This is a genomic window from Streptomyces sp. LHD-70 (assembly GCF_031157275.1).
Lineage (GTDB): Bacteria > Actinomycetota > Actinomycetes > Streptomycetales > Streptomycetaceae > Streptomyces.
Map to the genome: position 1 here is coordinate 646,837 of NZ_JAVIFW010000001.1, position 12,858 is coordinate 659,694.

General features: G+C 72.0%; 12 protein-coding genes and 1 riboswitch. Of the genes, 5 read left to right on the plus strand and 7 right to left on the minus strand.

All coding sequences use genetic code 11. The annotated features are described in order from the left end of the window. The first annotated feature begins 8 nt into the window (after positions 1 to 8). The gene (gene trpD, locus RCO28_RS02910) at positions 9 to 1,076 is read left to right on the plus strand and encodes an anthranilate phosphoribosyltransferase (RefSeq protein WP_308939302.1); all 1,068 of its coding nucleotides are present in this window, start codon (positions 9 to 11) and stop codon (positions 1,074 to 1,076) included. Between the two features lie 85 nt (positions 1,077 to 1,161). Then, positions 1,162 to 1,279: riboswitch (SAM riboswitch) on the plus strand. Positions 1,280 to 1,473: 194 nt separating this feature from the next. Then, positions 1,474 to 2,847 carry an aminotransferase class V-fold PLP-dependent enzyme gene (locus RCO28_RS02915; RefSeq protein ID WP_308939303.1) on the plus strand — a complete coding sequence of 458 codons (1,374 nt, stop codon included), beginning with the start codon at positions 1,474 to 1,476 and terminating at the stop codon, positions 2,845 to 2,847. Between the two features lie 156 nt (positions 2,848 to 3,003). Here RCO28_RS02915 and RCO28_RS02920 read toward each other — a convergent pair whose 3' ends face one another. From RCO28_RS02920 to RCO28_RS02950, 7 genes are all read right to left on the minus strand, one after another. Beyond that, complete coding sequence (locus tag RCO28_RS02920) at positions 3,004 to 4,152, minus strand: glycerate kinase (RefSeq protein WP_308939680.1); 1,149 nt, start codon at positions 4,150 to 4,152, stop codon at positions 3,004 to 3,006. 32 nt (positions 4,153 to 4,184) lie between these two features. Next, entirely contained in the window at positions 4,185 to 5,603 is a 1,419-nt protein-coding gene (locus RCO28_RS02925) for an SLC13 family permease (RefSeq protein ID WP_308939304.1), read from the minus strand. An 89-nt stretch (positions 5,604 to 5,692) separates the two neighbouring features. After that, positions 5,693 to 6,358 carry a response regulator transcription factor gene (locus RCO28_RS02930; RefSeq protein ID WP_308939305.1) on the minus strand — a complete coding sequence of 222 codons (666 nt, stop codon included), beginning with the start codon at positions 6,356 to 6,358 and terminating at the stop codon, positions 5,693 to 5,695. Next, positions 6,355 to 7,809: an ATP-binding protein gene (locus RCO28_RS02935; RefSeq protein WP_308939306.1), complete on the minus strand. Its 1,455-nt coding sequence runs from the start codon at positions 7,807 to 7,809 to the stop codon at positions 6,355 to 6,357. The genes RCO28_RS02930 and RCO28_RS02935 overlap by 4 nt, the downstream gene beginning before the upstream one ends. After that, positions 7,796 to 8,122 (minus strand): small secreted hydrophilic protein, encoded by a 327-nt coding sequence (locus RCO28_RS02940; RefSeq protein WP_308939307.1) that lies wholly within the window; start codon positions 8,120 to 8,122, stop codon positions 7,796 to 7,798. Before RCO28_RS02940 ends, RCO28_RS02935 begins: the two co-directional genes overlap by 14 nt. Before the next feature lie 110 nt (positions 8,123 to 8,232). Beyond that, positions 8,233 to 8,514 (minus strand): Lrp/AsnC family transcriptional regulator, encoded by a 282-nt coding sequence (locus tag RCO28_RS02945; protein WP_161699606.1) that lies wholly within the window; start codon positions 8,512 to 8,514, stop codon positions 8,233 to 8,235. Beyond that, positions 8,511 to 9,308: a rhomboid family intramembrane serine protease gene (locus RCO28_RS02950; RefSeq protein WP_308939308.1), complete on the minus strand. Its 798-nt coding sequence runs from the start codon at positions 9,306 to 9,308 to the stop codon at positions 8,511 to 8,513. Before RCO28_RS02950 ends, RCO28_RS02945 begins: the two co-directional genes overlap by 4 nt. A gap of 182 nt (positions 9,309 to 9,490) precedes the next feature. Between RCO28_RS02950 and RCO28_RS02955 the strand changes: the two genes are divergently transcribed. The 3 genes from RCO28_RS02955 (at position 9,491) to RCO28_RS02965 (ending at position 12,625) form a co-directional block, all read left to right on the plus strand. Next, positions 9,491 to 9,730 (plus strand): hypothetical protein, encoded by a 240-nt coding sequence (locus tag RCO28_RS02955; protein WP_161699610.1) that lies wholly within the window; start codon positions 9,491 to 9,493, stop codon positions 9,728 to 9,730. A gap of 31 nt (positions 9,731 to 9,761) precedes the next feature. Then, positions 9,762 to 11,135, plus strand: a complete 1,374-nt coding sequence (locus RCO28_RS02960; RefSeq protein WP_308939309.1) for an NYN domain-containing protein — start codon at positions 9,762 to 9,764, stop codon at positions 11,133 to 11,135. A 461-nt stretch (positions 11,136 to 11,596) separates the two neighbouring features. Then, entirely contained in the window at positions 11,597 to 12,625 is a 1,029-nt protein-coding gene (locus RCO28_RS02965; protein WP_308939310.1) for an NlpC/P60 family protein, read from the plus strand. Positions 12,626 to 12,858: the final 233 nt, after the last annotated feature.

Sequence of the window (12,858 nt, forward strand, 5' to 3'; positions counted from 1 at the left end):
GAGTAGCCATGAGTAGCGCTACGACCCCCGCTGGAGGCAACCACGCGGCGGGCCGTACCTGGCCCGACGTACTGAACGGACTGCTCGAAGGGCGTGACCAGAGCGCCGACGACACCGCGTGGGCGATGGACCGCATCATGCGCGGCGAGGCGACGGACGCGCAGATCGCCGGGTTCGCGGTGGCGCTGCGGGCCAAGGGCGAGACCGTGGAGGAGATCTCCGGTCTCGTACGCACCATGTACGAGCACGCCAACACCATCGAGGTGCCGGGCCCCAGCGTCGACATCGTCGGTACGGGTGGGGACGGAGCCAAGACCGTCAACATCTCCACCATGTCCGCGATCGTGGTGGCCGGCACCGGCGCGAAGGTCGTCAAGCACGGCAACCGGGCTGCCTCCAGCGCGAGCGGAGCCTCGGATGTGCTGGAGAAGCTCGGGGTGAATCTGGAGCTGACGCCGCGGCGGGTCGCCGAGGTGGCCGGCGAGGCGGGCATCACCTTCTGCTTCGCCGTGAAGTTCCACCCCGCGCTGCGCCATGTGGCCGCCGCGCGCAAGGAGTTGGGGATCCGGACGACCTTCAACTTCCTCGGTCCGCTGACCAACCCGGCCCACGTCAAGGCGCAGGCCACCGGGGTCGCCGACGCGCGGATGGCACCCATCGTCGCCGGAGTGCTCGCTCGGCGCGGCTCCAGCGCCCTGGTGTTCCGCGGGGACGACGGCCTGGACGAGCTCACCACCACCGCCACGTCGCGGGTGTGGATCGTGCGGGACGGGGGCGTGCGCGAGGAGGCCTTCGATCCTCGGGACGTCGGGATCGACCTGGTGCCCGTGGAGGCGCTGCGGGGCGCGGACGCGTCGTACAACGCCGATGTGGCGCGGCGGCTGCTGAGCGGCGAGACCGGGCCCGTACGGGACGCCGTGCTGCTCAACGCGGCGGCGGCGCTTGTGGCGTTGGAGCCGGGCGAGGCGCCGCTCGCGGAGCAGATCAGGGCGGCGATGGCCAAGGCGGCCGAGTCCATCGACTCCGGGGGCGCGAAGCGGGCGCTCGACCGCTGGGTGGCCGCCAGCAACTCCTGAACCACCGAGCAGTGTGACGCGAGGCGCAGTCCGGATTCTGGACTGCGCCTTGCGCGTGCTCGATCTTCTGGCAAGATGCTCGTCAGGTCATGAGTGACAGCGATCTAGGCCCCGGCCCGCTGTCCGGCAACCCTCCGTCCGTGGCGGGGTGCCCCGGGTGAAGACCAGGCCGCAGGCAGCGAGGTCTGCGGCAAGCGCGGACCCCTGCACACCCTGGGGTCCTGGTCCTCAAGGGAGCAGTCTCGTGAGCAAGCGAATGCGATAGGGCGCAGAGCCCCTTCCCGCGTATCACTTTTCTTTCCTTACTCCCGCGCCGTCGACGCGTCTTCATGCACCCGTGCGTGCTTTGGGCTGCGTCCGTCGCGGTGAATTCGCCTGCCTCTTACGGGAGTTCGCCATGTCTGTCGCCACCTCCGCCGCTGCCGACCAGTCCCTCTGTGCCCCGCTGCCCGTCCTCGGCCGGGACGTCACCGTCCCGCTGGTGACCGGCGGCGAAGTGACCTACGCGGCCCTCGACTACGCCGCCAGCGCGCCGGCCCTGCAGCGCGTCTGGGACGACGTGGCCGCGTACGCCCCGTACTACGGCAGCGTGCACCGCGGCGCCGGGTACCTCTCGCAGCTCTCCACCGACCTGTTCGAGAACGCGCGCCGCACCGTCGAGGAGTTCCTCGACTGCCGCGAGGGCGACCAGTTGGTCTTCACCCGGTCCACCACCGACTCCCTGAACCTGCTCGCCGCCGCGCTGCCCGCCGACTGCCAGGTCTTCGTCTTCGAGACCGAGCACCACGCGTCGTTGCTTCCGTGGCGGGACGCGCGGGTCACGTACCTCAACGCGCCCCGTACGCCCGGTGAGGCCGTCACCACGCTGGAGCGGGCGCTCGCCGACCGCGACCCCTACGGCCCGGCTCTGGTGTGCGTCACCGGCGCCTCCAACGTGACCGGCGAGCTGTGGCCCGTGAAGGAGCTCGCCGCCGCCGCGCACGCGCACGGTGCCCGGATCGTGCTCGACGCCGCGCAGCTCGCGCCCCACCACCCGCTCTCCGTAAGGGAGTTGGACGTCGACTGGGTCGCGTTCTCCGGGCACAAGCTGTACGCGCCGTTCGGCACCGGTGTGCTCGCCGGGCGGGCCGACTGGCTGCAGGAGGCCGAGCCGTACCTCGCGGGCGGCGGCGCGTCGAAGGCTGTGGCCCGGCGTGCGGACGGTGGCGTCGACGTGGAGTGGCACACCACCGCCGCGCGGCACGAGGCCGGTTCGCCGAACGTGATCGGCGCGTACTCCATCGCCTCCGCCTGCAAGGCGCTCACCGAGGCCGGGTTCGACTCGCTCGTGGCGCGCGAGCAGCAGCTCATCGGGCTTGTACGGGACGGCCTCGCCGAGGTGCCCGAGGTGAAGGTCCTCTCGCTGTTCGGGGACGACGCGCCGCGGGTGGGTGTGCTCTCGTTCGTCGTGGACGGGTGGAACAGCTCGCACTTCGCCGCCGCGCTCTCCGCCGAGTACGGGATCGGCGTACGGGACGGCCTGTTCTGCGCCCACCCGCTGGTCCGCACGCTGCTCGGCAGCGACCCGCAGGAGCAGGGCGAGTGCGGTGCGCCGGAGGGCGCGCCCGGCGAGAAGTCGCTGAACGCGATCCGCGTCAGCTTCGGCGCGGGCACGCCGGACGAGCACGTGGAGCGGTTCGTACGGGCGGTGCGGGAGCTGGTACGGGAGGGTGCGCGGTGGTCGTACCGGACCGAGGGTGGGCGTTGCGTGCCGGACACTTCGGCTGCCTAGGTTCTGTCGTCCGACCCGTACCGTCGGCTCGGTTGCCGTTCCGGGGCTGCGCCCCCGGGCCCCGCATCGCGTTGTTTGTTCGGCTTTCCCGCCGTTGGGGCTGGGCGCGCAGTTCCCCGCGCCCCTATGGGGCGCCCCCAGCAGGGCGACTGAAGTTCACGCCACGAGCCGAGCTCCCAACAGCACCATCCTGAGCGCCCGTTCCGTGGCGTCCGTGAGGAACTCCCCGCCCCGGCCCAGCGCCTCCGGCAGCGACACCGGGGCCGGGAGGATCGAGCTGTACGCGTCCACGCCCGCTGCCCGGACCTGATGGGCGCCCTCGCCGATCGTGCCCGCGAGGGCCAGGACCGGGCGGCCGGACTGCTTGGCGCGGCGGGCCACTTCGGCCGGGACCTTGCCGCGCGGGGTCTGGTGGTCCAGGGCGCCCTCCGCGGTGACGACCAGGTCGGCGCGGGCCAGGCGGGCGTCCAGGTCCAGGTGGTCGAGGAGGACGTCGAAGCGGGGGAGCAGCTGGGCGCCCAGGGCGGCCAGGCCCGCGCCGAGGCCGCCGGACGCGCCGGTGCCGGGGCCTTCGCGCAGGTCGGTCGCGGCGAGGTCGCGTTCCAGTACGTACGCCCAGCGCTCCAGGCCCGCCGACAGCTCCTCCACCTGCTCGGGGCTCGCGCCCTTCTGCGGACCGAAGACGCGGGCGACGCCGCGCTCCCCGCACAGCACATTGAACGGGTTGCAGGCGACCTGGAGTTCGACGTCCTTCAGACGCGGGTCGAGTCCGGTCGGGTCGACGCGGTCGAGGCGGCTCAACTCGCTGCCGCCGCGCGGGAGTTCGTACCCCCTGGCGGTGAGAAGTCGGGCGCCGAGGGCTTGCAGGGCGCCGGCGCCGCCGTCCGACGTACCGGAGTCGCCGCAGCCGACCAGGATGCGTCGTACGCCCGTGTCCAGGGCGGCGCGGATCAGCTCGCCGACGCCGTACGTGGTCGTGGCGCCCGGGTCGCGCAGGGTGCGCGGGACCAGGGAGAGACCGGCGACCGCGGCCATCTCGACCACCGCCGTGTCCCCGTCGAGCAGCGCGAAGTGCGTGCCGATCCGCTCGCCGACCGGGCCGGTGGCCGGCAGGGCGACGAGCCGGCCGCCGGTGGCCGAGGCGAGCGTGGCCGCGGTGCCCTCGCCGCCGTCGACCAGCGGGATCAGGTCGACCTCGGCGTGCGGGACGACGCGGCGCACCCCCGCGGCGATGGCCTCGGCGGCGGCCTGGGCGGACAGGGACTCCTTGAAGCCGCTGGGGGCTACGGCGATTCGGGTCAGCATCATCGTCCAACTCCTCGAAGAGTTCGGCAGGTTCAGGGGTTCAGGACCGGCACGCCGAGCAGCGGCCAGACAAAGAGCGCGAAGAGCAGGACGAGCGCGGCGGTCGCCGGGGCCAGGACGGCGGAGAGGCGCAGCAGGTCGCGCGGGGTGTACGTGGGTGTGCCCGGCAGCTCGGAGAAGAGCGTCACGGGCTTCGCCGAGGCGGGCAGCGTGTGGCAGAAGCCCGCGGCGGCCGTGGAGGCGAGCGCGGCGGCCACCGGGTTGACGCCCGCCCCGACCGCCGCCGCCACGACCAGCGGGACCAGGACCGACGAGCGGGCCGAGCGGGACTGCAGGATCAGGTGGGCGGCCGTGCTGAGCAGGATGACCACGGCGAGGAACAGCCACGGCGGCACCGTCACCGGCAACCCCGAGACCAGCCACTTCGCCGCGCCCGAGTCGGCCAGGGCCACGCCCATCGCCATCGTCGCGGCCATGAAGAGCAGCAGCGCCCAGGGAACGGTCTTCAGGGCGTCCTTGAGGCGTACGGTGCCGAGCGCGGGGGAGGCCGCGACGACCGCGCCGATCAACGCGACCACGGCGGGCGGGGCCTGGTGCAGCGGCTCGCTGCACCACAGCGCCACGACCGTGCCGAGCAGCAGCGCGCAGCGCGCCTCGGCGGAGGAGAGCGGGCCGGTGACGGGCTGCTCGCTGTGCTCCTGTATCTGGTCGGCGGTGATCCGGACCGGGCCGCGCCGGTCCGCCCGCCGGGTGGTCGTCAACAGGACCAGTTCCGCGGCCAGATGGGACGAGGCGACTGCCAGCGGCAGGCCGAGCAGCAGCCACTGGGTGAAGCCGATCCGGTCACCGGTCGCCTCCCACAGGACCGACACGGTGATCAGATGGGCGCCCGCGCCGATCAGCGTCGCGACCGCCGACAGCAGGATCACGGTCGGGAAGAGCAGCGCCAGCATCACGACCAGGCGCTTACGGTCGGCCAGCACCTTCGCGAGCGCCAGGAACACGGGCAGGGCCAGGGCGGCGCGGCCCGAGGTGGCCGGCACCGCGAAGGCGGTCACGACGAGCGCGGCGGTCGTCAGATGCGTCAACTGCCGTACGCTGCGGGCCCCCGACACCAGGAACGCCGCCGCCCGCCCCGCGAGCCCGGTGCGCGCCACGGCCGCGGCGAGCACGAACGCGCAGATCAGCAGCCACACCGTCTCGTCGCCCAGTGTGCCGAAGAGGGTGTCGCTGCTGATCACCCCGGTCGCGGTGAGCGCGAGCCCGGCGCCGAGCGCGATGTACGTGTCGTCGATCGGCGTACCGATCCACGCGCAGGTCGCCAGCGCGAACACGGCGAGGGTCAGACGGGCGTCGCCGCCGAGGCCGGGGAAGTTGGTGGGGACGAGCAGCAGCCCGCAGATGGTCAGCGCCACGCAGAGGGTTGCCGCTTGCCGGAAGTTCACTGTCACGCTGAACAGTCTTCGCGGCGGGCGTGAGCCTCCAATGAGCCGTAAATGAAGGTAACTTCACCGAAGGCGGGGCGGCGCCTGAGAGCAGGTCACGGCCCCGGCAGCCGGTACCCCATCCCGCGTACCGTCTCCACTCGCTCCGCGCCGAGCTTCTTGCGCAGCGCGCGGACGTACACGTCGACGATGTTGGAGCCCGGGTCGAAGTCGTAGCCCCAGACGTGGGACAGGATCTGCTCGCGGGCCAGGACCTGGCCGGGGTGGCGCAGGAACAGTTCGAGCAGCACGAACTCGCGGGCCGTGAGGTCCACCGTCCGCGTTCCCGAACGGGCCCTGCGGGTGCGCAGATCCAGGCTCAGCTCGCCGCTGCGCAGCACCGTCACCTCCGGGGCGCGGGCCGCGGTGCGAAGCCGCAGCCGGACCCGGGCGAGCAGCTCCTCGAAGCGGAACGGCTTGGTCATCCAGTCGTCGGCGCCGCCCTCCAGGCCGGCCACTGTGTCCCGTACGGAGTCGCGTGCGGTCAGCACGATGACGGGGACCGTGACGCGGGCCTCGCGCAGCTGCCGCAGGACCGTGAAGCCGTCCCGGCCCGGCAGCCCGATGTCCAGCACGATCAGGTCGAAGCCGCCGGTCAGGGCGTAGTCGTAGGCCGCGTCGCCGTCGCCGACCACGGTGGTGGTGAAGCCGTTGGCGCGCAGGCCCTTCTCGATGAACGAGGCGATGCGGTCCTCGTCCTCGACGATCAGAATCCGGTTCACCGGTCTTCCTCCAGCGGCAGATCGAGTACGAAAGTGGCCCCGGCGTCCGTGTCGCCCGGGCCCCGGGCGGCGAGCCGCACCCCGCCCCGGTGGCCCTCGGCGATGGCCCGCACGATGGACAGGCCGAGCCCCGCCCCGGTCGTACGGGCGCCGCGCCGGGCCGTGCCCCGCCGGAACCGCTCGAAGATCACCTCGGCGTCCTGCGGCTGCACGCCCGGGCCGGAGTCGGCGACGTACAGCTCGACGCGCCGGCCGCTGAGCCGGGAGCCGATGCGGATGGTCTGGCCCGCGGTGGTGTGCTGGACCGCGTTCTGGGCCAGCTGGACCATCGCCTGCGTGATCCGCTGGGCGTCCAACTCGGCCTCGCCGTCGGCCACTTCGGGCAACTGCCAGTCGCGCTCGCCGAGGGTGCGGGCCTTGACGAAGACATCGGCGGTGAGCTCCGCGAGCTGTACCGGCGCCGGGGTCACGAAGTCCGGCCGCTCGGCCTTGGCGAGCAGCAGCAGGTCCTCGACGATCCGGCTCATCCGGTCCAGCTCGTCGGTGACGAGGCGGACGGTCTCCTCGCGCTCCGCCGGATCGTCGCCCATCAGCTCCAAGTGGCCCCGGACGATGGTGATCGGGGTGCGCAGCTCGTGCCCGGCGTCGTCGACGAACTCGCGCTGCGCGGCGAAGGCCCGCTCCAGGCGGTCCAGCATCGCGTTGAACGTCTCGGCGAGCGCCGCCACGTCGTCGCGGCCCTGCACCGGGATGCGCTGGGTCAGGTCCTGCTCGGTCAGCTCGGCGGCGGCGGCGCGGACCGTGCGTACCGGCTTGAGGATGCGGCCCGCGACGGCCCAGCCGATGCCCGTCGTCATCAGCAGGGCGACGCCCGAGATCGCGAGCATCAGGCGGAACACCTCGTCCACGCGGGCGAGTTCGTTCCCCGGGTGGAAGGCGACCACGAACGCCGCCTCGGGTTCGCCGCCGTGCCGGGCGACGCTCACCTTGGCCCAGCGGATCTCGCCCTCGGGACGGTGCAGGGTGCCGGTCGCCTCGTCGGTCTCGAAGATCGCGCGGCGGGCGGCGGCGTCCTTGTGCAGCGGCCGCTCGACCGGGATGTCGCGCTGCTGCACGCGCTGGGCGGGGGGCAGGCCCTCGCGGGCGACCAGGCCGAGCAGCTCCTCGTCGTTGTCGGCGTACTGCCGTTCCAGGAAGACGTGGATCAGCCGGTCCGGGTCGGTGAACGGGCGGCCCGTCTCCGGGTCGAAGCCCTGCGCCTCGAAGTTGGTGAACTCGCTGGTCTCCTGGGCGAGCAGCCGTGCGATGCGGTGGTCGACGTCGCGGACCAGGACGGAACGGGTGGTCCCGGCGACCGCGGCGAGCGCCACGGTCATCACGACGAGCAGCCAGAGCAGGATCCTGACGCGCGCGGAAATCCACCGCGCGGGCCCGGGTTCAGCCGTCGTCACGGTCTCCCGCACCACGCTCGGACCGGTCGTTGTCGGCGGCGTCGTCGTCGGCGTCGTCCGCGCCGTCATCGTCGTCGCCCGTCGGGCCGTCGCTCACCGGCGGCCGGGAGACCACCTCGTCGCTGGGCGTCGGCTCCGGCTTCGGGGAGCCGGAACCCGAGACGGACGGGGTCGGCGAACCGCTCTCCAGCTCCAGCTTGGGCGGCGCCTTGGGCGGCTCGGGGCTGTCGGTGAGGGCGTAGCTGGTCGCCGCGATGCCGAGCGGAATCGCGACGACCGCGGCGAGGGCCGCCATGCGGTGGGAGAAGGCCATGCATCGAGCGTGCGGTACGGGGGGCGGCGCCAGCATGAGCCGAAGATGAAAGGACCTTCATCCGGCGCCGCTCATGACGTACGAAGTCGTTCGAAGCCGTTGCGGGTCGGCTAGGAGTCGAGCCCGATGGCGAAGGCCGCCTCGAGGTCGTGCTGGGAGTACGTGCGGAACGCCACATGCGTGTCCGTGCCCTCCACGCCGGGGATCTTGCTGATCCGGCCGGGGATCACGTCCGCCAGGTCGTCGTGGCGCGCGACCCGCACCATGGCGATCAGGTCGTACGTACCGGTCACGGAGAAGACCTCGCTGACGCTGTCCAGCGCGGCGATCGACTCGGCGATCTCCGGGATCCGGTCCACGCTGGTCTTGATGAGCACGATCGCGGTGATCACGGCTGACTGTCTCCCTCGGTGGCCGTCGCAGTGGCTTTCACTCTAGCCGTACGGGGATAACGCACCCACGCGTAGACGAAGCCGAGCGAGAACCCCACCAGGTGCGCCAGATACGCGACCCCCGGGCCGCCCGTGTCGCGCTGGGCCGCCACCCACTGCAGGGCCACCCAGAACGGCAGCACGATCCAGGCGGGAAAACGCAGCGGCAGAAAGAACAGGAAGGGGAAGAGGCTGGTCACCCGGGCCTTCGGGAACAGCCGCAGAAACGCGCCGAGCACCGCCGAGATCGCCCCGGAGGCGCCGACGAGGGTCGCCTGCGAGTCCGCGTTCGCCATCGCGTACGCGCAGAGCGCGAGGGCGCCGCAGCCCAGATAGAAGAGGGCGAACTGGAGGTGGCCCATCCGCTCCTCGACCATCACCCCGAACACGCACAGGAACAGCACGTTGCCGAGCAGATGCAGCCAGCTGCCGTGCACGAACAGCGCGGTGAGCGGGGTCAGCGCGGCCCGCGGCGCACCGGTCAACAGCTCGGCCGGGATCACCCCCCAGCGGTGGAAGTAGCCGCGCTGCGCGGCGAGCAGCTCCTCGCCGGTGCCGTACGTGGCGTTCAGACCGGAGGACGGGGAGAGCACGAACACCGCGCAGTAGAGGGCGACCAGGGTGTACGTGACGATCGGGCCGTTGCCGAGGAGCAACTGCTTGACGGCCTGGGCGGCGGGGCTGGACTCGCGCCGGCTCTTCTCGGCCTTGTTCTTCCCGGGCGGTCCGCCGGCCGCTCCCCGTTCCGCGATCATGGGACAGATCCTGACGTAACGGGGCCGCGCGGGGCAGACCGCCTCGCCGTACCGGCCCGTGGACACGGCGTACCCGGGCCCTCCGGCAGGCCGTAGGGTTGAAACGGAGTGTTTCCCACCGAGCACGTCCCGAATGAGCACGACCCGAGTGAGCACGACCCGAGGAAAGGCGCACAAGCGCGATGACGGTTCCCCTGCCGACCGACACCACCCGCTGGCGCTGCACGCTGTGCGGCAACCTCACGCGTTTCGACGTCACGCGGTCGTCGAAGGTGGTGGAGTACGTCCACCTCGACCTGGCCGGTGAGCCGAAGGTGGAGGAACGTGAGGTGGTCAGTGAGACCATCGAGTCCGTGCGCTGCCGCTGGTGCAACGCGGTGGACCAGATCGAGTTGGTGGACAGGCCGGGCGCGGAATCCTGAGGGGTCCCGCCCACAGCAAGTGGGGTGACGGATGGTGGAGGCAGGTGAGCGGGGCTCCGGTGCCGACGAGACCGCCGGCGCGGCCGACGGCCCCGCCGAGACGCTCGACCGTCCGCTGCCCGAGGGCGTACGCCGCCGCGTCATCGCGATCGCCGCGGAGGGCTTCGGCGGCCTGACCGTCGGCGAACTCCCCGCCCAGCTACGGCAGTACGCACGCTTCACCCCCACCCGGCGCCTGAAGTTCGCGGGCAACGCGATGGCAGCGGCCCTGGAGAGCGAGACCCTCTTCCGGCAGCGCATCGGCGAACGCCTCCGCGAGGCACAGCCCGAACTCGCCGCCGCGCTCGACGCCGGCACCCCGCCGCCCGCCGCCGACCCGCTGGACGTCGCGGCCGCCGCGTACGTCCTGCGGCCCGTCGGCTGGGTCAAGTCGGTCACCGCCGCAGGCGAGGAGGCGCAGCGCGCCGACGCCGAGCGGGTGGGCGAGGAGACCCGCTCGGAACTGGACCGGCTGCGCCGCGAACTGGCCGAGGCGCGGGACAAGTCCCGCTCCGAGACGGAACGGCTGCGCGCCGAACTCGACACCGCCAAGCGCGAGGCCGAGTCGCTGCACCGCAAGCTGCGCGCGGCACTCAGTGACGTCAAGCGCGGCGAGGCGGCCCTGCGCAAGGCCACCGCCGAGACCGAGGCGCTGCGCGCCGAGACGCACACCCAGCTCTCCGCCGCCGACAGCGAGGCCCGCCGCCTCAAGGCCCGGCTCGGCGAGGCGGAGTCCGCCCTCGAAGCGAGCCGCAAGGCCAGCCGCGAGGGCCGGTCCGTGGAGGACATGCGGGTCCGGCTGCTGCTCGACACCCTCCTGGAGTCCACGCAGGGCCTGCGCCGCGAACTCGCCCTGCCGCCCGTGTCCGTACGGCCCGCGGAGACCGTCGACGCGGTCGAGCCCGGCCGGATGACGCCCAAGGACATCGCGGCCCGCGCCCTGTCCGAGAACGACCCGGCGATCCTCGACCAGCTGCTCGCGCTGCCCCAGGCCCACCTGGTCGTGGACGGGTACAACGTCACCAAGACCGGCTATCCCACGATGCCGTTGGAGAAGCAGCGGCTGCGGCTGCTCGGTTCGCTCTCCACGCTGGCCGCGCAGACCGGCGCCGAGGTCACCTGCGTCTTCGACGGTGCGGAGCTGGCGGCCCCGGTGCTGCTCGCGCCGCCGCGCGGGGTGCGCGTCCTCTTCTCGAAGCCCGGGGTCACGGCGGACGAGCTGATCCGCCAACTCGTCCGCGCGGAACCGGCGGGGCGGCCGGTCACGGTCGTGTCCACGGACCGTGAGGTGGCGGACGGGATCGCCCGGGCGGGGGCGCGGCCGGTGGCTTCGGTGGTGCTGCTGAAGCGGTTGTCCCGGGGGTAGGTCCGGCACCGTCGGCTCGGGCACCGTTGATCGCCCTCGGGCTCGTCCTCAAGGCGCCGGACGGGCTTCCTTTTTGCCGTCGTTCGGCTGCGGCGCCGTCGTGGCTTGTCGCGCAGTTCCCCGCGCCCCTATCGGTGGCGTTCACCTTCTGGAGGAACCCGCGGTGCACCGATCACGCCCCGCTCGCGGCATTCGAGGAAGTAGGCAACTCCTGCCCCGTATGCCCGATTTGGCGAGCCTTCGGCGTCACGCCGCGTCAAGTCCGCATCACAGCAGGTGCGTTGAAAGTAAAGAATCGCCTTCGCGGGCGAGAATTTCTCCGGCATGATTTGAAGGATCACGATGAGGTCACTTAGTGTCTGGGCTCGAACCTCCGCTCGGTTGATCACTCATCAGGAGTGTCGGTGGGGGTCCCGCCCACCGCGATCGGTAGGCGGCTGGAGGAAGAAGGAGCCGCCCCCGTGGCGTCCCACCGTCGACCGAAGCAGCCGAGCCGCACGCGCGTGACCGTGCTCACCGCAACCGCCGCAGCTGCCGTCGCGCTCACTTCGCAGGCCGCGCACGCCGACCCCAAGCCGAGCAAGAAGGAAGTCAAGGCCAAGGTCGACAAGCTCTACGAAGAGGCCGAGAAGGCGACCGAGAAGTACAACGGCGCCAAGGAGCAGCAGGACAAGCTCGAGGACCAGATCGACGACCTGCAGGACAAGGTCGCCCGCGGTCAGGACGAGCTCAACGAGCTGCGTTCCGGCATAGGTTCGCTGGCCAGCGCGCAGTACCGCTCCGGTGGCATCGACCCCTCCGTGCAGCTCTTCCTCTCGTCCGACCCGGACTCCTACCTCGACAAGGCCTCCTCGCTCGACCAGCTGACGAGCAAGCAGGCCGACGCCCTCCAGAAGATCCAGTCGAAGCAGCGGACCCTCGCCCAGCAGCGCTCCGAGGCCTCCGGCAAGCTCAAGGACCTCGAGGACACCCGCAAGGAACTGGGCGAGAAGAAGAAGGAAGTCCAGGGCAAGCTCGGCGAGGCCCAGAAGCTCCTCAACACCCTCTCCGCCAAGGAGCGCGCGGCGATGGCCGCCGAGGAGGAGCGCGCCAGCCGCGACGCCGGCGACCGTGCCGACCTGGGCAATGCCGTGCCCGCCTCGCAGCGAGGTGCAGCCGCGCTCAGCATCGCCAAGGGCAAGATCGGCACGCCGTACGTCTACGGCGCCACCGGCCCCAGCTCCTTCGACTGCTCGGGCCTGACCCAGTGGTCGTTCGCACAGGCCGGCGTCTCCATCCCGCGTATCTCGCAGGACCAGGCCAACGCCGGTACGCGGATCGCCTCGCAGAGCGACCTCAGGCCCGGTGACCTGGTCATCTTCTACAGCGACCTGCACCACGTCGGGTTCTACGCGGGCAACGGCCAGATTGTGCACGCCCCGAAGCCCGGCGCAAGCGTGCGCTACGAGTCGATCAACAACATGCCGTACATGTTCGGCGTCCGCATCTGAGGCCGCAAGGCCGTACGGAACGTCCCAACACGCCCTCCGAACGGGCGAATTCACCGATCGTGTGCCGACCCGGCGCCCCGCCGTCCACCTGCGTGGACAGCGGGGCTTCGGCGTTCCCGGGCCCGTGTGGACGCGCCGGTGGGTGCGCGTCGCGGTGATAGCTTCCCGGCTGTTCGTCGGCGAGAGCCGTCGGACCTACCGCCGGACTGGCGGGAAGTGACGCCTGTGGAGGC